The sequence below is a fragment of the Enterobacter sp. BIGb0383 genome (genome assembly GCF_003751845.1).
Lineage (GTDB): Bacteria > Pseudomonadota > Gammaproteobacteria > Enterobacterales > Enterobacteriaceae > BIGb0383.
Genome location: NZ_RJKQ01000001.1, coordinates 391,817 through 411,879 on the forward strand (window position 1 = coordinate 391,817; position 20,063 = coordinate 411,879).

The following is a 20,063-nucleotide window of genomic DNA, read 5'->3' on the forward strand; positions in this document are numbered from 1 at the left end:
GATTGCGTCAGTTTGCCAGGCGGCACTGCAAAAACGTTATCGGCAGACTTAAGGGGAATATGAGAGGAAAAATGGCGCGCCGGGATACGGCGCACGATTTTTCGGCAGGTGGAATCAGTCGATAAGACCGTTTTGATCGTAAAACGGCCAGGGGCCGTCAAACTGACCGATGGGGCAGTAGTGAGTAGCAATACCGTTTACCGCGCTCCAGCGATGCAGCAGGAATCCGGCCGGTTCAAGGCTAAAGGTCGAGGGGCCGTCTGGCGCAAAATCCGGGGTGACCTGATGAGAGGTGCCCGGTGCGCTACAGACGATGGTGCTGCCCAGCTGTGACACCATAAAACGGTGCACATGACCGCACAGTATCCGCAGCACCTGAGGCGCGTCGGCGAGGACGTTTGCCAGCGCATCGGCATCGCGCAGATTTTGCCTGTCCATATGGTCGATTCCGCTGATAAACGGATGGTGGTGCAGCATCACGATGGTGGGTTTCTCCGGGGCGGCGGCCAGCTGCTCCTGTAACCACGCGAGCCGGGCCGGACAGAGTTCGCCCCAGGGCTGCTCCGCAACGGTGGAATCGAGTCCAATCAGTCGGACTGGAAAACGGTCGACACACCACTGAATAAACTCAGCCTGTGGGTTGAGCCAGTCGCAGTCCCTGAAGGCGTCGCGGAAAGCGGGACGGCTATCGTGATTGCCGGCAATCGCGAACCACGGGAGCGTCAGCGTATCCAGCACCGCACGGACCGCTGCGTACTCCTCAGGAGTACCAAAATCGGTTAAGTCGCCGGTAATGGCCACCGCATCCGGGCGCGGTGTCAGAGAATTGAGTCGGGCAACGGCGGCTTTTAGCGCGCCGAGGGTATCCACTTTCCGGTAGGAGAGGCGACCTCCGGCTTTAATATGCAGATCGCTTATCTGAGCAAGAACGAAATCAGGTTTCAACGCAGAGCTCCCGGCGGAGTTAAGGGTGAAGGAACGGAAAAAACAGAACGCGGGTCGATATGCAGACCCACCTGCATGCCCGGTGCCCAGCTCTCACGTGCAGGGCAGTCCACCTGCACCGACTGGCTTTCTGCGGTGCGGACGACCACGCGCTGGGTCTGACCGAGGAATACCGAGTGCATGACCTCGCCCGTGAAGGCGCTCTCCTGCGGCAGAACCAGGCGAATATCTTCCGGGCGGCAGTAGCGGGTTTCACCCTGCCAGGTCAGCGGATTTATCGCACCGACGAACCCGGCGACAAACTCGCTGGCCGGGTGATGATAGATCTCACGCGGGGTGCCAATCTGCTCGATTCTGCCGTGACGCATCACCGCGATACGATCGCCCAGGGCCATCGCTTCCTGCTGGTCGTGGGTCACGTAAACGGCGGTGATCCCAAGCTGGCGCAGCAGTGTGCCGATATCCTCCCGCAGCTTTTCGCGCAGTTTGGCGTCCAGCGCCGCCAGGGGCTCATCAAACAGCAGTACCTTCGGACGGGCCGCCAGCGCACGGGCCAGCGCCACGCGTTGTTTCTGACCGCCGGAGAGCGCGTTGATAGAACGGGTGGCGTAATCGCTAAGATCGACCATCGCCAGCATCTCAGCCACTCGGGTGGCAATCTCCGACGGTGGCAGGCCCTGAATACGCAGGCCGTAGGCGACGTTGCTGGCTACGTCGAGATGCGGAAACAGAGCGTAGTTCTGAAAGACCATACCGACATTGCGTTTCTCAATGGGAAGGGCCGTCACGTTATTGTCGCCAAACCAGACCTCGCCGCCGCTGTCACAGCGCTCAAGGCCGCTGATAATGCGCAGGGTGGTCGTCTTCCCACAGCCGGACGGGCCGAGCAGCACCAGGGTTTCTCCGCTCTGGATGGTCAGATCCAGCGGATGCAGCGCCACCTGGTGGTGGGCAAAGGTACGGCTGCAGTTTTGTAAACGAATTTGGGTCATCGGGAGGCTCCCTTTTTAGCGCGGCTGAAATAGTGCATTGCCAGCAGCAGCGGAATAATCATCAGTAAAAACAGAGTGGTGTAGGCGGAACCGATCTCAAGGCGCATGGAGGCGTAGCTGTCGGCCAGCCCAACGGGCAGCGTTTTGGTCAGCGGCGTATGCAGCATCCAGGTGATATTGAATTCACCCACCGAAAGCGTCACCACCATAAAGGCCCCGGCCAGCACGCCGGAAAGCGAGTTGGGGATCACCACGGTGAAGAAACGACGCAGTGCACCGGCACCGAGACTGGCAGCGGCCTCTTCCATCTGCGGCAGGGCGGAAGCTTTCATGACTGCCAGTACCGGACGTACCATAAACGGCAGCGTAAAGAGCACGTGACCAATCAAAATAAAGATCCAGCTATTACGCAGGCCGGGGATCCCGCCCCATACCAGCAGAAGGCCAAGCGCGGTCGCGAGACCGGGCACCGCCACCGGCAGCATCAGGCACTCTTCAATCCACACCGCCATGCGGGACGGGCTTTTCAGCAGCGCCCAGGCCGCGGGCACGCCGACCAGCACGGTGCAGACCAGGCAGGCCAGGGCAATCATCAGCGACAGCCAGAAGGTCGGGGCATAAAGCGCCCAGACTTCTTCAATCCAGCGCAGAGTCAGGCCGCTTTTCAGGCCAATAAAGTAGTTCTCCGTAAACCCGGCGAGCACCGACATCACCAGCGGAACCATCAGAAACAGACACACCAGCAGAGTCAGCGTGAGCTGAGCAGTAAACAGCAGCGGTCGGGTCATACGGGCATCTCCGCGTGGGAGCCGTACCAGCGGCGGGCCAGTAGCAGCGCAAGCCAGGTCACCAGGCCCATCACGACCGAAAGCGCGGCGGCGGTGGCGAAGTTGGCGTAGTTAGTGAATTCACCGTAAATTGTCAGAGGCAGCACGTTCAGATCGGTACCCAGGGTAAAGGCGGTGCCAAACGCGCCCATGCTGGTGGCGAAACAGATCGCCGCGCTGGAAAACAGCGCCGGTGCCAGGCCCGGGATCACCACGTCACACAGGATACGCCAGCTTCCGGCCCCCAGAGAGCGAGCCGCTTCTTCGAGGCTGGCATCGAGTTTCTCGCAGGCGGCGACGAGGGTCATAATCACCCGCGGGATAGAGAAATAGAGGTAGCCAAAAAAGAGGCCAACCAGGCTGTAGGCAAAGATCCAGCGCTCGCCGGTCAGGCTCATGCCGAGAGTGGCAAACAGCCCCTGACGGCCGCCAAGCATAATAATAAAGAACCCAACCACCACCCCGGGGAACGCCAGCGGGAAGGTCAGCAGGGCCAGGACCAGGCCTTTGCCCGGAAATGGATGGCGCGACAGGAAAAAGGCTACCACGGCGGATATTGCCACCGCCGCCAGCGAAACCAGCGCTGATAGCGTCAGGGTAATCAGCAGACTTTGCAGATAGCGCGGGCTGCTGAGGATAGTCCAGTAACCGCTTACCATCGTACTGTTATCCGGGCCGCTGCCGAGGATCGCCAGCGAGGCAAAAGGCAGAAGCCAGAACGCACAGAACAGGGAGAGCGCGGGAACAAGCGCAAAAATCACGCCGGGTGGAAAACGCCGCCCGCGAGGGCGGGTCGGCGTGGCGGCGTTAAGGCCGTGTTGCGGCATCACTTAACCTCGTTGATATAGCGAGCAGAGAAGGCTTTCTGAGCGTCGGCCATCTGCTGATAGTTCACAGTATGCGCACGGGCGTAGTCGCTGTCCGGCAGGAACTGGGCACGCGCGGTGTCGGTCATGGCGCTTTCGCGGACCGGACGCAGCCAGGCGTTCGCCCAGATGGCCTGGCCCTTGTCGGAGAGCACATAGTCGATCACTTTTTTGCCTTCACTGCTGTGGGGGGCGTTTTTCACCAGGCTAATCACGTAAGGCACCTTGATACTGCCTTCTTTCGGGATCACAAACGCAATATTGGCGTGGTCCTTATAGCGGGCGCGATAGGCGTTGAAGTCGTAATCCAGCAGGATCGGCATCTCACCGGACAGCACGCGGGCGTAGGCGGTCTGTTTCGGGACGATAGGCTCGTTCTTCATCAGCTGTTTGAAGTAGTTAATACCCGGCGTAAAGTCGTTCATGGTCCCGCCTTTGGCGAGGTTTACCGCCACCGCCGCCGCATAGCCAACAAAGGCGCTGGCCGGGTCAAGATAGCCCACCATACCCTTGTATTCCGGCTTGAGCAGATCGTCCCAGGAGGTCGGTACCGGCGCGCCATTCAGGGCATCCACATTGACCATAAAACCGATGGTGCCGGAGTGCAGCGCGACCCATTTCCCGTCAGGATCTTTCAGGTCAGCCGGAATGCTCTCCCAGCCCGCAGGCTTATAAGACTCAAGTACGTCAGATTTGGCGGCCTGAATCCCGAAGGTCACGCCCAGATAGGTCACGTCTGCCACCGGATTGTTTTTCTCGGCAACGATCTGCGCCAGCGCCTGGCCGGAGTTTTTATTGTCCTGCGGCACCACAATGCCGGTGTCTTTGGCAATAGATTTAAGCTGGGTGGCCCAGTCGGCCCACTCCGGCGGGCAGTTATAGCAGATAGCAGTTGCCGCCTGAGACTGAGCCGACACCAGCAGCGCGCCGGTAAGGCAAATCGACGAAATTATTGACTTTTTCATGGGATTTCCCGGGTGTTGGAACATCATAAAATCTGCGCCCTGGCGACGCTTTCGCCATGACGCAGGGTAAAATCGAGGGTCCGGCAGGGGCTGGCTTCGCCGGATATCAACGCCAGCAGGCTGGTCAGGGCGGCTTCGCCAAGCGCCTGCTGCGGTTGTTCAATAGTGCACAGCGACGGGCAAAGCATTTCGCCAAGCTGGATCCCGTCAAATCCCACCACCGAGACCTGCTGCGGCACGTTAAAACCGCGGCGCTGCAGATTGCCGATGGTGCTGATCGCCAGCAGGTCGTTCGAGCACAGCAGGGCGGTGAGAGAAGACGGGGCGGCAATCCACGGCAGCAGCACGTTAATATCCGCCCGCGTATGGTGCGGCATCTCAATCAGCGGCAGCGGTGAATGGCCTGCTTCCTCTACCGCCTGGCAGTAGCCCTGATAGCGCAGGCTGGCGCGATCCGACTGCTGTACCGGCCCGGCAATCATGCCGATCCTCTGGTGGCCCAGCGTCAGCAGATGGCGGGTGGCCTGATACATAGCACGCTGGTTATCCACGCTGACGGTAACAAAAGGTGAGGGCGCATCCGGGTTATGGGCCAGCACCACCGGAAGCGCCTCGCGGGAGAGCAGATCCAGGCAGGGACTGTGCTGTGCATTCGCCACGGTGAGGATCAGTCCGTCAACCCGCTGGCGTAGCATATTCTCCAGCACGACCGATTCCCGGTCCGGGTGATAGTCGGTGGTGGCAACCATCAGCGAGTAGCCGTGTTCGCGGGCGAGATTCTCCATCGCCTGAAGCTGTTCGCTGAATACCGGGTTGCTCAGGGTGGGCAGCATTACGCCAATAATCCGCGTCGACTGGGTGCGCAGCTGGCGCGCGACATAGTTGGGACGAAAACCCAGCGTGTTTGAGGCGGCATACACTTTTTCCCGCGTACTTTCCCGCACCTTTTCAGGCTCGGCAAAGGCGCGGGCGGCGGTGGCACGTGAGACGCCGGCAAGGCGTGCAACGCTGAGTAAATCTGTCATTCGTCCCTCTCTGAATACGCAAATGAGATCGATCTCATTGGGCGCAGCATAGGCAGGACAGATGTCAGATTTATGACTCGCAAATGACGTTTTACCGAAAGCACGCCGTTTAACGGTTGCGTTGCGGTCGCGCAGTGTGTATTTTTATGCAGAAATTATGCATAAACAGGGGTTAAAATGATCGGGAAATTATTGCAGGCGTGCTGTCTGGTCGCCGCATTTTCAGGGGCTGCATACGCTGCACAGGAAACCTATATTGTCGGTTCCGGCGGCACCTATCGTCCGTTTGAATTTGAAAACAGCCAGAAACAGCTGGAAGGTTTTGATATCGATATTATTAAAGCCATCGCTAAAGCAGAAAACTTTAACGTTAAGCTGGTCAACACCCCATGGGAAGGCATCTTCGCGACCCTCGGATCTGGCGATCGCGACATTATTATTTCCGGGATCACCATCACCGATAAGCGTAAGCAGATGGTTGATTTCTCCGCGCCGTACTTCCCGGCAGAGCAGTCCATCGTGGTGCCGACCGACTCGAAAGTCACCTCGCTGGACGCGCTGAAAACCGAGAAGGTTGGGGTAGTTAACTCCAGCACCGGCGATATCGTCGTTTCTGACGTGCTGGGCAAAAACAGCACCTCGATTAAGCGTTTTGATAATACCCCGCTGATGCTGCAGGAGCTGTATGAAGACGGCGTCAGCGCTGCTGTGGGCGATGTGGGCGTGGTGAAGTACTACATCAAACAGCACCCGGAAAAGCAGTTCAAACTGGTGCCGGATGCGAAGTTTGAGCGTCAGTATTTCGGTATTGCCGTGGCGAAAGGTAACGAAGAGCTGCGCAATAAAATCAATAGCGGTCTGAAAAAGATCGTGGCTGACGGTACCTACGCCACCATCTATAAGAACTGGTTTGACGAGAACGTGCCGACGCTGCCTGCGCAGTAATCACGGCTGTTGCTAATTCCGGCTATCGCGATGTTTTGCGATAGCCGTATTTTTTCAGGGAAAACACCATGACGGGATTCCGTTGGGAGATCCTCCAGGAGTATGCGCCGCTGTTTATGGAAGGCGCCTGGATGACCATCAAATGCACCATTATTTGCGTATTCCTCGGTACGCTGTGGGGCTTAACGCTGGGCCTCGGACGTATGGCGAAAGCCGATCACGGACCCTGGCACTATATTCTGCGCTACCTGGTTCAGTTCCCGGTGCGCTTTTACGTCAGCGCCTTTCGCGGTACGCCGCTGTTTGTGCAAATCATGGTGGTCCATTTCGCCCTGGTCCCGCTGTTTATCAACCCGCGTGACGGCCTGCTGGTCACCAGCGGTCTGATGAGCAGCGATGTAGCGCGCGGACTGCGCTCCGAGTACGGTGCGTTTCTCTCCTGTGTTGTCGCCATCACCCTGAATGCGGGCGCCTACGTCTCGGAAATCTTCCGCGCCGGGATCCAGTCCATCGACAAAGGGCAGATGGAAGCCTCCAGAGCGCTGGGAATGCCGTGGTGGAAAACCATGCGCCAGGTGATCCTGCCACAGGCGTTTCGCCGTATCCTTCCGCCGCTCGGCAATAATGCCATCGCGATTGTTAAAGACTCCTCGCTGGCCTCGGCGATTGGTCTGGCCGATCTCGCCTATGCCGCGCGTACGGTGTCTGGCGCGTATGCGACCTACTGGGAACCCTACCTGGCCATCTCCCTGGTCTACTGGGTCATTACATTCCTGCTGGCGCAGGTGGTTAACCGACTGGAAAAGGGGTTAGGCAAAAGTGATTCACATTAATAATCTGCATAAACACTTTGGCGACAGCCACGTTCTACGCGGGATCAGCTGTGATATTCGCCCTCAGGAAGTCGTCTGCGTGATCGGACCGTCCGGCTCCGGGAAGAGTACCTTCCTGCGCTGTATGAACGCGCTGGAAACGGTGAGTGAAGGGGAAGTGGTGGTTAACGGTTTTGCCGTACACGACCGGACCACGGATCTGAATAAAATGCGTGAAAGCGTGGGTATGGTCTTCCAGCGTTTTAACCTGTTCCCGCATAAGACGGTACTGGAAAACCTGATGATGGCCCCTCAGGCGCTGCAGGGGATGAGCCGGTCGCAGGCTGAGAGCCTGGCGCAGACGCTGCTGGAGAAAGTCGGCCTGAGCGATAAGCGCGATGCCTGGCCATCCAGCCTTTCCGGCGGGCAGCAGCAGCGCGTGGCGATTGCCCGGGCGCTGGCAATGAACCCGTCGATTATGCTGTTTGATGAGCCGACGTCGGCGCTCGACCCTGAGCTGGTGGGGGATGTGCTGGAAGTGATGAAAAACCTCGCTAGCGACGGTATGACCATGGTTATCGTAACCCATGAAATGGGCTTTGCCCGTGAAGTGGCGGACCGGGTTATCTTTATCGACCAGGGTGTGATTCAGGAAGAAGGCACGCCGGAACAGATCTTTACCGCCCCGCAGAATCCGCGCACCGCGGCATTTCTCAGTAAAGTGCTTTAATGCTGGCAGCCTCTCTTTACGGAGAGAGGCTGCTGTTTATCAGTTCTCGTCTTCTTCGGGGCCCTGAGCCGCGTCCTGTTCGTTCTCTGAATCCCCCATCCCCAGCAGATCCGACACGGTGAGATCCCCGACCGCCGCCACTTTATCTTTTGCCTGCTGGATCTGTTCCGGCACCAGTTCCGTGACGCTGGACTGAGCCTGGTCTTTGGTCTTTTGCCATGCGTCACTCGCTGAATCCGTCAGTGCCTGAGTGCGGCTTTCCGCCTCCTCCTGCAGACCGGTAGCGTGCTGCTTTGCCTCTTCAACGGTGGCGTTCAGTTTCTCTTTGCTTGCGTCATCGCAGGCGACAAGCGCCAGAGAAAGAGTGCTTAGCGCCAGAATAGCCAGTTTATTCATTTTCGTTTCCTGTTCCGTCATCAATGCCGCAGAGTAGACCACAGCCGACCGGGGCGGTTCCAGATGCGGCTGTCGGCCCTACAGCCGCGGAGGGCGGACAGGGAATTTCTTTACATCCGCCCCCGCCCTGCACAGGGCAAAGCGAAGCGGGAGGGGGCAACGTAAATGATTGTAAAACGGCAGGTATCTCTTATACTGCCGACAATAACCCCGGTCTGAAAACCCCGAAACGGTAGAGTAACGGATGGAATCGCTCAGCTTCTTTGCACAGCTCTGGAACCAGATACTCCTCTCCACCCCGCTGATTGTTCTTATCGCGCTTGGCTTTGCGCTTGGGCGTTTTGCCGGCTGGCCTGCCTCGGTAAGCGAAGGCTTAAACCGCTTCTGCTTTAGCGTCGCGCTGCCCTGTATGCTCTTTAAAGTCATGAGCAACTTCTACCAGAGTCCGCCGGTGGATGCGCGCCTGCTGGTTGCTTACTTCGGCAGCTGTTTTATCGTCTGGCTGGTGGGACGGGTTGTGGCCCGCACGCTGTTTCAAATGGATGTAGTCTCCGCCTCGGTCTTCAGCCTTGGGGGGATCTTTTCTAATAACGTCATGCTCGGTATTCCGGTGGCGATTATTCTGCTCGGTCAGTCGAGTCTTTCCTCCGTGGCGCTGGTGCTGGTCTTTAACAGCCTGATCCTCTGGACGCTGGTGACGGTTTCGGTGGAGTGGGCGCAGAACGGTAGCTTTTCACTGCGGGGTATCAGCCGGACGCTGCTCAGCGTGCTGCGCAATCCGCTGATTATCGGCATCTTTAGCGGCTTTGTCTGGAGCGCACTACAGCGACCGCTGCCAACGATTATCGATACCCCGGTAAGTATGCTGGGACAGGTATCGGCCCCGCTTACGCTGGTCACGCTGGGTATGAGCCTTTCACAGTATCAAATCCGCCAGGGCCTGAAAGAGAGTGCGGCTATCTGCCTGCTGAAACTGGCCCTGATGCCTGCGGTGATCTGGGGCCTGGCGCTGCTGCTTCATCTGCCCCGCGAAGAGAGCCAGGTTGTGGTTCTGCTCGGCTCGATGGCGGTGGGTGTGAACGTCTATCTGATGGCGCAGAAATTTGGCGTTATGCAGGGCACCACCGCCGCCAGCATGCTGATCTCCACCCTGATTTCAACCCTGAGTACGCCTCTGCTGATGCTGCTGATGAGTCATTTTTATCCGGCTTACTGACCCTATGCGTCACTGGCCGGGGACTGCAAATTGGCTTCTACCAGGATGTGACCGAAAGGGGCTTACTGAATGGCAATGTATTCATAGACCATCAACGATAACGTGGTCGTTATTTAAAAGTGATAATCAGGAAGATAAAACGAAGACTTACTGCTGAAATGGTGCGTCCGAGTGGACTCGAACCACCGACCCCCACCATGTCAAGGTGGTGCTCTAACCAACTGAGCTACGGACGCACTGAAGAATGGTGCGTTCAATTGGACTCGAACCAACGACCCCCACCATGTCAAGGTGGTGCTCTAACCAACTGAGCTATGAACGCATTGCTGTACTGGACAACGGGGACGAATATTAGCGGCAGCTCAGGTGGCTTGCAAGAGGTAAAACGGATTTTTCTTTCAGATTTCACTCGATTGCGGAACAACTGCGCAAAATGGAGAGAAAATCGCCGCCGACGGGCGGCGGCTGGATAATTAACGTGCGGCGCGTTGCAAAATCAGGCTGGACGGCTGGCGCTGCAGGAAGCGCATACGCAGCATCATCAGCACGGCGGCGGCGGTCAGGCCGATAATAAAACCAATCCAGAAACCTGCCGGACCCATTCTGTCGACCACCAGGTCGGTCAGGGCCAGGATGTAACCGCTCGGCAGTCCCAGCACCCAGTAAGCGGTGAAGGTGATAAAGAAGATCGAACGGGTATCTTTATAGCCGCGCAAAATGCCGCTGCCGATCACCTGAATCGAATCTGAAAGCTGATACACCGCGGCCAGCAGCATCAGCTGGGCGGCGAGGGTGATCACTTCCGGGTTATCGTTATACAACAGGGCGATATTCTCGCGCAGGGTCACGGTAAACAGGGCGGTAAAGAATGCCATGGTGACACCGACGGCAAGGCCAGTACGGGCCGCCACCTGCGCATCCAGCGTCGAACCCTGACCCAGGCGATAGCCCACGCGGATGGTCACCGCGGCCGCCAGCGACATCGGCAGGACAAACATCAGCGAGCTAAAGTTCAGGGCTATCTGGTGTCCGGCAACGTCAACAATTCCCAGCGGCGAGACCAGCAGCGCCACAACCGCAAACAGGGTGACTTCGAAGAACAGGGCCAGGGCGATAGGCAGACCCAACTGGCTCAGACGCAGCAGCACGGCGAAATCTGGCTTACTCTGGACCGCTGTGTTGCGGATATCGCGCATAGAGCGGGCGCGTCTGGTCCAGTTAATCATGGTGACGAACATAAACCAGTACACCGCCGCCGTGGCCACGCCGCAGCCGACGCCGCCGAGTTCCGGCATCCCGAAGTGGCCGTAAATAAAGATATAGTTGACCGGAATATTGACCAGCAGCCCGAGGAAGCCAATTACCATGCCGGGTTTGGTTTTCGCCAGCCCTTCACACTGGTTACGTGCGACCTGGAAGAAGAGATACCCCGGCGCGCCCCACAGCAGCGCACGCAGATAGCCAACGGCTTTATCCGCAAGCTGCGGGTCGATATTGTGCATCGAACCAATGATATAGCCCGCGTTCCACAGCACGACCATAATCAGAATCGAGACGAATCCCGCCAGCCAGAAGCCCTGACGCACCTGATGATGGATACGATCGCGGCGGCCGGAGCCGTTAAGCTGGGCAATCACCGGCGTCATCGCCAGCAGCAGGCCGTGGCCGAACAGAATGGCCGGCAGCCAGACCGAGGTGCCGATGGCCACCGCAGCCATATCGGTGGCGCTGTAGCCGCCCGCCATCACCGTATCGACAAAGCCCATCGACGTCTGCGCGACCTGGGCGATGATCACCGGGATCGCAAGGGCTAATAACTGACGCGCTTCACTGAAGTACTTCTGCACGTGAACACCTTATAGATTGTTGTTATTGAAGAGACAAAAAAGCCGCCGTCGCTGGCAGCAGGAAGAAGTAGTGGGGGATATGCGAGCTATTGTAGCGAGGATTGGCTATTTATCTAGTGAAATCACCGCGCAGGGGGCAGACAGGCTGGCAACCTCTTTTTCCACCTGTTATTGTGCTGTACCAGAGAATGGGGACAGACCCTATGGCTGGATCACAGGAGCGAGCATGTTTACTGGCATTGTGCAGGGCACTGCAAAAGTGGTGTCTATTGATGAAAAACCGAACTTCCGTACCCACGTGGTGGAGTTACCCGACGATATGTTGGGCGGGATTGAAACCGGCGCCTCGGTTGCGCACAACGGCTGCTGCCTGACGGTTACCGCCATCAACGGTAACCAGATTAGCTTTGATTTGATGAAAGAGACGTTGCGCATCACCAACCTCGGGGAGCTGACCGAGGGCGATGTGGTCAACGTTGAGCGTGCGGCAAAGTTCAGCGACGAGATTGGCGGGCATCTGATGTCCGGTCATATTATGACCACCGCCGAAGTGGCGAAGATCCTGACCTCGGAAAATAACCGCCAGATCTGGTTTAAAGTGGCCGATCCGGCGCTGATGAAATATATCCTCTATAAAGGCTTTATCGGCATTGACGGTATCAGCCTGACGGTAGGTGAGGTGACAGCGTCACGTTTCTCGGTGCATTTGATCCCGGAAACGCTGCAGCGTACGACGCTCGGCAAGAAAAAACTGGGTCATCGGGTGAATATTGAAATCGACCCGCAGACCCAGGCGGTGGTGGATACGGTCGAGCGCGTGCTGGCGGCGAAAGAGGCTGCGGCTGTGCGTCAGGTAGCTTCCAGCGACGAGTAAGCTTTAATCCGGCGCACCCATCCCCGGATGCGCCGTTCACACCCTAGCGGGCCACCCGCAAACCCTTCTCAATCCCGCGTGAAAATACCACTTGCCAGAGCTGAATATCGCGTGCGCGAAACGCCCCGGCGCAGGCGTTAAGATAGTAGCTGAACATTTTTTTGAAACGCTCAGAGTAGTTCTCCGCGATGTCCGGCCAGCTGCCGATAAACCGTTTATGCCACTCCATAAGCGTCCGGTCATAGTCCGCGCCAAAATTATGCCAGTCTTCCATCACGAAATGCGCTTCGCTGGCGTGAGCAATATGCTGCACCGACGGCAGACAGCCGTTGGGGAAAATATACTTATTGATCCAGGGATCGACGTTATTATCCGTTTTCTGCGAGCCGATGGTATGCAGCAGAACCAGCCCGTTCGGCTTCAGATTGCGGTCCACGACGTCAAACCAGGTCGCGTAGTTTTTGGGACCCACGTGCTCAAACATCCCGACGGAGACAATCCGGTCAAAGTGATCGTTCAGCTCACGGTAGTCCTGGAGCAGAATCGTAACGTCCAGGCCCTCGCAGCGCGCCTGAGCCATCTTTTGCTGCTCGGCGGAGATGGTCACGCCGGTCACGCTGACGCCATAGTGCAGGGCCATATACTGCGCCAGTCCGCCCCAGCCGCAGCCAATATCCAGTACCCGCATCCCCGGCTTCAGCTGCAATTTTTCGCAAATCATTTTCAGCTTGGCCTGCTGGGCATCTTCAAGGGTAGCGGCCTCTTTCCAGTAGCCGCAGGAGTACTGCATAAAGGGGTCGAGCATCCGGCTAAAGAGGTCGTTGCCGAGATCGTAGTGCTCTTTACCGACAATCCAGGCGCGTTTTTTACTTTGCAGATTAAGCAGGCGGGCGGCGGCGATACGCAGGGTATCTTTGAGATGGCGGGGAAGCTGGTTTTCCAGCCCGGCGCGCAGCACTTTATGGAAGAAGATATCCAGCCGGTCACAGTGCCACCAGCCGTCCATATAGCTCTCGCCAAGGCCCATTGAGCCCTGCCGAAGTACGCGTTTAAAAAAGAGTGGGTTCTTAACCTGGATATCGTGAGGGGCGGAGCCGTTAACGGCGATCCCTGCGCGGTTCAGTAATTCGCTGGCGATGCGAAACCAGTTATCGTCCTGTAGTTCGATGTCTTCTATACACGATGTGCTCATAGCTTCTCCATCACAACCGGGTGACCGGGAACGTCAGGCGGCGTAGACGCATTCTTTGGTATGTGAGAAAACCCACGGAAGCTCCGTGAGACTGCTATCCGACGTAGAAAAGAGAGAGGGAGACTCCCTGACTGACAAACCGTCCATGGGAGAAACGGGTGAGATCCGCGACCCGTCAAAAGGTGAAAGTGTGACCTTCGTCAAAACGAAATTTAGTATAGGCTGCAATTTTTATGGGTTCAATAAAAATATGTAGCAGCCTAATTAATATGACTTTTCCGGGCTTAGAGGGCGCACAGCCCTCAGGAGTGCAGCGGCTCCGCGCTAACCGCCGCCGCGCGCGCCTGCATGAAGTAGCCGAGGATCGCCAGTACCGCCGTCGCCAGCATCACGCTGGTGGTGCTCAGCAGCGGGGTGGCGATAAGCCAGGAGACCACCAGGCTGGCGAAGAAGCACAGACCCAGCTGGAGCGTATTCTGCAGCGCGGCGGCACGTCCGCTGGCATGGGCGAAGGGACGTAGGGCTTCGGCGACCACGATAGGGTAGATAGCGCCATTGACCATCGCCATCAGACAGAAGGGGATTAGCAGCAAGGTCAGCGACGTCGGGGCAAACCAGCCTGCCACCCAGGTCCCGATCACGCTGATGGCATAGATAGTCAGCAGCCACGGCAGCATTCGCGGGCCAGACCATTTTTGCAGCGCGGCGCGACAGCCGTAGCCACCGACCAGGAAGGCGATAGTCTGCGGCACGTAGCTCAGACCAATCGCCCCAGGGCCATAGCCCATCGCATCAAGAATAAACGGCGAGCCGGTCAGCCAGGCAAAGAAGCTGGCGGAGCAGGCCGCGTAAATCAGCACGTTGCCGCGCCAGGAGGCGGAACGCAGCAGGGTCATCCAGGTCAGACGTTCACCACGGTGTGCGGCCTTCTGCGTGGGCTTAGGCAGGCGCAGGGCGGGCAGCATCAGCAGCAGGGTAATAATAAACAGGGTCGCGAAAATAGACTGCCAGCTAAAATGGGCCAGCAGCCAGCTGCCAAGCAGCGGCGCCAGGGCTGGGGACAGCCCTACCAGCGGCATAATGGTGGCGAAAATACGGTTGGTACGCTGGGCAGGATAGTAATCCGTGACCATCGCTTGCCAGCAGACCGCCGCGGCGCAAACACCCACGGCCTGCATAAAGCGCAGGACCAGCAGGGTGGTGGCGTCGCTGACCCACAGCATCCCGATACAGGCAACGGCAAACAGGCTTAGCCCGCTAAGCAGAATGGGCTTGCGCCCGTAGCGATCGGAGAGCGGTCCCCAGACCAGCTGCGCCACGGCAAAGCCCGCCAGGAAGACGCTCAGGCTGGCGCTGACCGCCGCTGCCGGGATCTGTAAGTCCGTCTGAATGGCGGCAAAGGCCGGTAAATACATGTCGGTCGCCAGAAAACTAATGACGCTAAGGCCGGCCAGCCAGACTAAAAAACCTCTTCCTGGTTGCATCTCTTCTCTCTTCTTTACTGCAGGTTACGATGCGCCGGAGTGTAGAGAGTGCATTCCGGCTTGTGAAACGCTAATATTTGCGAACAGGTTTCAAATTTTTTGCAGGCAGAAAATGTGGTCAGAATATTCCCTTGAAGTGGTTGATGCTGTCGCCCGCACCGGCAGCTTTAGCGCGGCGGCCCAGGAGCTGCACCGCGTGCCTTCGGCCGTCAGCTATACCGTGCGTCAGCTGGAGGAGTGGCTCGCGGTGCCGCTGTTTGAACGCCGTCATCGGGACGTGATCCTCACGCCCGCCGGGGCCTGTTTTTTGAAGGAAGGGCGTTCTGTTGTCAAAAAAATGCAGATCACCCGCCAGCAGTGTCAGCAGATCGCCAACGGCTGGCGCGGCCAGCTGGCCATTGCGGTGGATAACATTGTAAAGCCCGAACGTACCCGGCAGCTGATCGTGGATTTTTATCGCCACTTTGATGATGTCGAGCTGATTGTGCAGCAGGAGGTCTTTAACGGCGTCTGGGATGCGCTCTCCGATGGCCGGGCCGAACTGGCCATTGGGGCGACGCAGGCGATTCCCGTCGGGGGACGCTATGCGTTTCGCGATATGGGCATGCTGAACTGGGATTGCGTGGTCGCCAGCCATCACCCGCTGGCGAAGATGTCAGGGCCGCTCAGCGACGATACGTTGCGCAACTGGCCTTCGCTGGTGAGTGAAGACACCTCCCGTTCGCTGCCGAAGCGTATTACCTGGCTGCTGGATAACCAGAAACGGCTGGTGGTGCCGGACTGGGAATCGTCGGCGACCTGCCTCTCAGCGGGGCTGTGCATCGGTATGGTGCCGTCGCACTTTTCCCGTCCGTGGCTGGATCGCGGGGAGTGGGTGGCGCTGGAGCTGGAAAATCCCTTCCCTGACGCCGCCTGCTGCCTGACCTGGCAGCAAAATGATGTCTCTCCGGCCTTAAGCTGGCTGCTGGAGTATCTGGGGGATAGCGAGACGCTGAACAGGGAATGGCTGCGGGAACCGGCGTAAGCGGCTCCCGACAGCAGGAGAATTAGCGGCGATAGTCGCGGAAAGGACCGTCGGCCACCGAGCGACGCTCGATCAGGCGCGGATGCACCTCAATAGACTGGGACTCTTCGCGCTTATTGACGATACGATCCATCAGCATGCCGAAGGCGGTTTCCCCCAGCGAATCTTTCGGCTGGTGAATGGTGGTCAGCGCCGGGGTAAAGAAGCGGGCGTTGCGCACGTTGTCATAGCCGATCAGCGAGACATCCTGCGGCACGCGCAGACCCATCTCATCCGCGGCGCACAGCGCACCCATCGCCATAATATCGCCGCCGCAGAAAACGGCGGTCGGGCGATGGCTCTGGCCAAGGATCTGCTGCATTGCGCGATAGCCGGACTCCGGCTCGAAGTCACCCTGGACAATCCAGTTTTCCGGAACGTTTATCAGCGCTTCTTCCATTGCTTTCATAAAGCCCGCCAGACGACCTGCGCCGGTGTTGCGCTCAAGCGCGCCGGGGATCACACCGATTTCGCGGTGGCCGCGTTCGATCAGATACCGACCGGCCATATAGCCGCCTTCAAAGGCGTTATCAATCACCGAATCGGTAAAGTCCGCTTTGGCCTCGCCCCAGTCCATTACCACCATCGGGATATGGCGATACTCTTCCAGCGTGGTGAGCAGCGGAGCAGGGTATTCGGAACACATCACCAGCAGACCGTCGACGCGCTTTTGCGCCATCATCGACAGATAGGCCTGCTGTTTTTCGAGGTTATTCCAGGCGTTGCCGAGGATCAGGGTATAGCCCTTCTCGAAACAGTGTTTCTCAACGGCTTCAATAATTTCCGCAAAATAGGGGGCTTCGCTGCTGGTGGCCAGCAGGCCAATCGACTTGGTGTGATTGACCTTCAGGCTGCGGGCAACGGCGCTGGGCGAATAATGGAGTTCTTTAATCGCTGCCCACACCGCGTTGCGCGTCTCTTCGGCCACGAAACGGGTTTTGTTAATAACGTGTGATACAGTTGTAGTGGAAACGTTTGCGCGTTTCGCAACATCTTTAATTGTCGCCATTCATGTCACTCCAGACCCGGCCCGAACGCCTGTGAATCCTAAAGGTAAACGTTTGCCTTTACACACCCTCGGCACAATCCAGGGGATTGCATAAGCCGGGAAAACGACACAGGACGTCGGGGAGGGGTTCAATGGCCGGTACGCTTCTAAATTAGCGTCGAATTTTGTCTTATCCTGGCGCAAAGGGGAAGAGAAAATACTCTCCATCCCTCTAAAAGTGTGCAGATTTTTGCAGTCAACTGTGCAAGAATGATCGAGCTCACTTTTCTTGTGGGAATTAAAAGGAGAAAAATTGATGAGTACAGACCTTAAGTTTTCGCTCTACACCACGGTTATCGTGTTGAGCCTGATCGTTGCCGGCGCACTGACGGCTGCGCTGAACTGAGTGACCAGAGGGAGAGTCTTCTCCCTCCCTTTACCTGCCTCTCCCTGCACGCCGCATTATTCTCAAATTCGCAAAAATCTTTTGCCATAACCTTCACTTCTGTTTTTTTGTGATTGATGTCATCCTTTTGGCTTCTGCTAGTGTGCTGACACTCTTCGTCAGCCTGTCCGGAGTCATTGAATGAAAGTGAATTTTCCCCTGCTGGCGCTTGCGATCGGCGCGTTTGGGATCGGCACCACCGAGTTTTCACCGATGGGGCTGCTGCCGACCATTGCGAAAGGCGTCGACGTCTCTATTCCGGCCGCCGGGATGCTGATCAGCGCCTACGCCGTCGGGGTGATGGTCGGGGCGCCGCTGATGACGCTGCTGCTCTCTCATCGGGCCCGCCGCAGCGCGCTGATTTTTCTGATGGCGATCTTCACCCTGGGCAACGTGCTGTCGGCGATTGCGCCGGATTACGCCACCCTGATGATTGCGCGCATTATTACCAGCCTTAACCACGGCGCATTCTTTGGCCTCGGCGCGGTGGTGGCGGCAAGCGTCGTTCCGCCGGGCAAGCAGGCCAGCGCCGTCGCGACCATGTTTATGGGGCTGACCATTGCTAACGTCGGCGGCGTACCAGCGGCGACCTGGCTTGGCGACACCATCGGCTGGCGGATGGCGTTCTTTGCCATTGCCGGACTGGGCGTGGTGTCGATGCTCAGCCTGTGGTTCTCTCTGCCGGCGGGCAATGCGGGCGAACGTCCGGACGTGCGTAAGGAGCTGGCGGTGCTGATGCGTCCTCAGGTACTGGCCGCGCTGCTGACAACGGTGCTCGGCGCCGGAGCGATGTTCACCCTTTATACCTATATTGCACCGGTCCTGCATACCCTCACCGATGCGACGCCGCTGTTTGTCACCGCCATGCTGGTGCTGATTGGCGTCGGCTTCTCGCTGGGTAACTACCTGGGTGGCAAGCTGGCCGACCGTTCGGTAAGCGGCACCCTGAAAGGTTTTCTGCTGCTGCTGATTGCCATCATGCTGGCGATCCCACTTCTGGCACGCAGTGAAATCGGTGCAGCCATCAGTATGGTTGTGTGGGGCGCGGCAACCTTTGCGGTGGTTCCGCCGCTGCAAATGCGGGTCATGCGCGTGGCCAGCGAAGCGCCAGGTCTGGCGTCATCGGTGAATATTGGTGCCTTTAATCTGGGCAACGCGCTGGGTGCGGCGGCCGGCGGGGCGGTGATCTCCGGCGGGCTGGGCTACGGTTTTGTTCCGGTGATGGGGGCGATCATTGCCGGTCTGGCGCTGCTGGTGGTGCTGTTCTCTTCGCGCACACCGACAGAAGACGCCGTTTGCGCAAGTCAGTAACAGAGGAAAACCCTGCCGCCTGGCGGCAGGGTTGTTAACGCAGGGTCGTTGGCGTCATAACGCGGCGAGCACCGACATAGCGCTGCTGCCAGTAATCTTCGCTGAGCGAGGTGATCTGGATTTCCTGGCCGGTACGTGGCGACTGGATAAACTTGCCGTTGCCGACATACACCCCAACGTGATCCGCCGTGCCACGGCCCTGGGTGCGGAAGAAGACGAGATCGCCATTCTGCAGTTCATTGCGCCCGACGGGCGCGGCATCGCGCAGGTGATACATTTCATTGGCGGTGCGCGGAATGCGGAACTTGACCAGATCTTTATAGGCGTAATAGACCAGCCCGCTGCAGTCAAAACCCGTATTTGGTGAAGTGCCACCCCAGCGGTAAGGTTTGCCGATCTGATTCATCAACTTCGACATCGCTTTGCTTTGTGCTTTCTGCACGCGGGCTTTATGCGCGGCGCTCAGAGTCGGTGCCTTTCCACGCGGGCAGCTATTTTTACGCCCTTTCAGCAGGGTGCAGTTTTTTGGCCTTTCAAGCGCGGTAACGTCAGCGACGGTCGACTTCGCCCGGCGACTGGTCACTTTCTTGCTCTGGGTTGCTGCGGTGCGCGTTGTTTTCTTGCTGGTGGTCTTGCCGGAGGAGGGTTTACTGCTTTTGGTGCTTTTCTTTGCGGTGGTTGCCGGTGCGGCTTTCTTCGTGGTGGTTTTTTTCTTCCGCTCGTCCGCCTTCGCGAGACTCTTTTTCTGCACGGATGACGTCCGCGTCTGTTCAGACGCCTGACTTAATGGCGTAAAGGCCAGCGATGCAAAGAGCACAGCACAGAGTGTGATCGAGGTTGTGGTAATCCGCGCCACTGAGCATTCCCCTGATAGATGCAGAAAATAGAGTCTGCAAATGATATACAAAACGCGTCGATTCTAAAGCATAAAAAGAGGCGATGTTAATAGCCTTTTCACAGTTCTAAACACTTTCGTTATCGACTGAGCAAAAGCCCACCGTTTAGCGGGTTAAAGTGATATTTATAAAGCAACTTATGGCGTCAGACGATAAAATAGCAGTTAGTGAACAAAATGTTATTTTCCGTCGCGAGCCTGAAACGCTACAATGTCAGACTACTGCCGTAAAAGAAGTTAAAGGA

At 57.7% G+C, this 20,063-nt stretch carries 20 protein-coding genes and 2 tRNA genes; 8 read left to right on the forward strand and 14 right to left on the reverse strand.

Translation table 11 applies throughout. From position 1 onward, the window contains the following. Nucleotides 1–114: 114 nt before the first annotated feature. The 6 genes from EDF81_RS01935 to EDF81_RS01960 are packed head-to-tail and all read right to left on the reverse strand — an operon-like array spanning nucleotide 115 to nucleotide 5,620. Nucleotides 115–945, reverse strand: a complete 831-nt coding sequence (locus tag EDF81_RS01935; protein WP_123345736.1) for a phosphodiesterase — start codon at nucleotides 943–945, stop codon at nucleotides 115–117. Continuing rightward, nucleotides 942–1,937 carry an ABC transporter ATP-binding protein gene (locus EDF81_RS01940; RefSeq protein ID WP_123345738.1) on the reverse strand — a complete coding sequence of 332 codons (996 nt, stop codon included), beginning with the start codon at nucleotides 1,935–1,937 and terminating at the stop codon, nucleotides 942–944. The genes EDF81_RS01935 and EDF81_RS01940 overlap by 4 nt, the downstream gene beginning before the upstream one ends. Next, nucleotides 1,934–2,725 (reverse strand): ABC transporter permease, encoded by a 792-nt coding sequence (locus EDF81_RS01945; RefSeq protein ID WP_123345740.1) that lies wholly within the window; start codon nucleotides 2,723–2,725, stop codon nucleotides 1,934–1,936. Before EDF81_RS01945 ends, EDF81_RS01940 begins: the two co-directional genes overlap by 4 nt. Then, nucleotides 2,722–3,591, reverse strand: coding sequence for an iron ABC transporter permease (locus tag EDF81_RS01950; RefSeq protein ID WP_123345741.1), 870 nt, complete (start codon nucleotides 3,589–3,591; stop codon nucleotides 2,722–2,724). Before EDF81_RS01950 ends, EDF81_RS01945 begins: the two co-directional genes overlap by 4 nt. Continuing rightward, nucleotides 3,591–4,595: an ABC transporter substrate-binding protein gene (locus EDF81_RS01955; protein WP_123345743.1), complete on the reverse strand. Its 1,005-nt coding sequence runs from the start codon at nucleotides 4,593–4,595 to the stop codon at nucleotides 3,591–3,593. Before EDF81_RS01955 ends, EDF81_RS01950 begins: the two co-directional genes overlap by 1 nt. Before the next feature lie 23 nt (nucleotides 4,596–4,618). Then, nucleotides 4,619–5,620, reverse strand: a complete 1,002-nt coding sequence (locus EDF81_RS01960; RefSeq protein WP_123345745.1) for a LacI family DNA-binding transcriptional regulator — start codon at nucleotides 5,618–5,620, stop codon at nucleotides 4,619–4,621. A 177-nt stretch (nucleotides 5,621–5,797) separates the two neighbouring features. On the opposite strand from EDF81_RS01960, the gene EDF81_RS01965 reads away from it, so the two are divergent. The 3 genes from EDF81_RS01965 to EDF81_RS01975 all read left to right on the forward strand — a co-directional run bounded on the left by EDF81_RS01965 (nucleotide 5,798) and on the right by EDF81_RS01975 (nucleotide 8,107). Next, complete coding sequence (locus EDF81_RS01965) at nucleotides 5,798–6,565, forward strand: basic amino acid ABC transporter substrate-binding protein (protein ID WP_123345747.1); 768 nt, start codon at nucleotides 5,798–5,800, stop codon at nucleotides 6,563–6,565. A gap of 68 nt (nucleotides 6,566–6,633) precedes the next feature. Further along, the gene (locus EDF81_RS01970; RefSeq protein WP_123345749.1) at nucleotides 6,634–7,398 is read left to right on the forward strand and encodes an amino acid ABC transporter permease; all 765 of its coding nucleotides are present in this window, start codon (nucleotides 6,634–6,636) and stop codon (nucleotides 7,396–7,398) included. Then, on the forward strand, nucleotides 7,385–8,107 hold the full coding sequence (locus EDF81_RS01975; protein ID WP_123345751.1) for an amino acid ABC transporter ATP-binding protein: 723 nt from the start codon (nucleotides 7,385–7,387) through the stop codon (nucleotides 8,105–8,107). The genes EDF81_RS01970 and EDF81_RS01975 overlap by 14 nt, the downstream gene beginning before the upstream one ends. Before the next feature lie 39 nt (nucleotides 8,108–8,146). On the opposite strand, the gene EDF81_RS01980 is transcribed toward EDF81_RS01975, so the two are convergent. Next, nucleotides 8,147–8,503, reverse strand: a complete 357-nt coding sequence (locus EDF81_RS01980; RefSeq protein WP_123345752.1) for a hypothetical protein — start codon at nucleotides 8,501–8,503, stop codon at nucleotides 8,147–8,149. Nucleotides 8,504–8,747: 244 nt separating this feature from the next. Between EDF81_RS01980 and EDF81_RS01985 the strand changes: the two genes are divergently transcribed. Continuing rightward, on the forward strand, nucleotides 8,748–9,719 hold the full coding sequence (locus tag EDF81_RS01985; RefSeq protein ID WP_123345754.1) for an AEC family transporter: 972 nt from the start codon (nucleotides 8,748–8,750) through the stop codon (nucleotides 9,717–9,719). Nucleotides 9,720–9,878: 159 nt separating this feature from the next. Here EDF81_RS01985 and EDF81_RS01990 read toward each other — a convergent pair. The 3 genes from EDF81_RS01990 to mdtK all read right to left on the reverse strand — a co-directional run bounded on the left by EDF81_RS01990 (nucleotide 9,879) and on the right by mdtK (nucleotide 11,566). Continuing rightward, nucleotides 9,879–9,955, reverse strand: a tRNA-Val gene (locus tag EDF81_RS01990). A gap of 9 nt (nucleotides 9,956–9,964) precedes the next feature. Continuing rightward, nucleotides 9,965–10,041 (reverse strand) — tRNA-Val (locus EDF81_RS01995). 151 nt (nucleotides 10,042–10,192) lie between these two features. Further along, nucleotides 10,193–11,566: an MdtK family multidrug efflux MATE transporter gene (mdtK, locus tag EDF81_RS02000; protein ID WP_123345756.1), complete on the reverse strand. Its 1,374-nt coding sequence runs from the start codon at nucleotides 11,564–11,566 to the stop codon at nucleotides 10,193–10,195. A gap of 226 nt (nucleotides 11,567–11,792) precedes the next feature. Here mdtK and EDF81_RS02005 point away from each other — a divergent pair, with 226 nt between their 5' ends. After that, a complete protein-coding gene (locus tag EDF81_RS02005; RefSeq protein ID WP_123345758.1) occupies nucleotides 11,793–12,440 on the forward strand; it encodes a riboflavin synthase subunit alpha in 648 nt (215 codons plus the stop codon). A 43-nt stretch (nucleotides 12,441–12,483) separates the two neighbouring features. On the opposite strand, the gene cfa is transcribed toward EDF81_RS02005, so the two are convergent. Both cfa and punC read right to left on the reverse strand, forming a co-directional pair. Then, entirely contained in the window at nucleotides 12,484–13,632 is a 1,149-nt protein-coding gene (cfa, locus tag EDF81_RS02010; RefSeq protein WP_123345759.1) for a cyclopropane fatty acyl phospholipid synthase, read from the reverse strand. Between the two features lie 302 nt (nucleotides 13,633–13,934). After that, nucleotides 13,935–15,116, reverse strand: coding sequence for a purine nucleoside transporter PunC (gene punC, locus EDF81_RS02015; RefSeq protein WP_123345761.1), 1,182 nt, complete (start codon nucleotides 15,114–15,116; stop codon nucleotides 13,935–13,937). A 112-nt stretch (nucleotides 15,117–15,228) separates the two neighbouring features. Between punC and punR the strand changes: the two genes are divergently transcribed. Then, the gene (gene punR, locus EDF81_RS02020) at nucleotides 15,229–16,140 is read left to right on the forward strand and encodes a DNA-binding transcriptional activator PunR (protein ID WP_123345763.1); all 912 of its coding nucleotides are present in this window, start codon (nucleotides 15,229–15,231) and stop codon (nucleotides 16,138–16,140) included. A gap of 22 nt (nucleotides 16,141–16,162) precedes the next feature. Here the strand turns inward: punR and purR are convergent, their stop codons facing one another. After that, nucleotides 16,163–17,188: an HTH-type transcriptional repressor PurR gene (gene purR / locus EDF81_RS02025; RefSeq protein WP_123345765.1), complete on the reverse strand. Its 1,026-nt coding sequence runs from the start codon at nucleotides 17,186–17,188 to the stop codon at nucleotides 16,163–16,165. A gap of 295 nt (nucleotides 17,189–17,483) precedes the next feature. Here purR and EDF81_RS02030 point away from each other — a divergent pair, with 295 nt between their 5' ends. Continuing rightward, the gene (locus EDF81_RS02030; protein WP_123345767.1) at nucleotides 17,484–17,573 is read left to right on the forward strand and encodes a YnhF family membrane protein; all 90 of its coding nucleotides are present in this window, start codon (nucleotides 17,484–17,486) and stop codon (nucleotides 17,571–17,573) included. A gap of 180 nt (nucleotides 17,574–17,753) precedes the next feature. Continuing rightward, nucleotides 17,754–18,923, forward strand: coding sequence for an MFS transporter (locus tag EDF81_RS02035; protein WP_123345769.1), 1,170 nt, complete (start codon nucleotides 17,754–17,756; stop codon nucleotides 18,921–18,923). A gap of 34 nt (nucleotides 18,924–18,957) precedes the next feature. Here EDF81_RS02035 and EDF81_RS02040 read toward each other — a convergent pair whose 3' ends face one another. Continuing rightward, nucleotides 18,958–19,779 (reverse strand): C40 family peptidase, encoded by an 822-nt coding sequence (locus EDF81_RS02040; protein WP_123345771.1) that lies wholly within the window; start codon nucleotides 19,777–19,779, stop codon nucleotides 18,958–18,960. Between the last annotated feature and the right edge of the window lie 284 nt (nucleotides 19,780–20,063).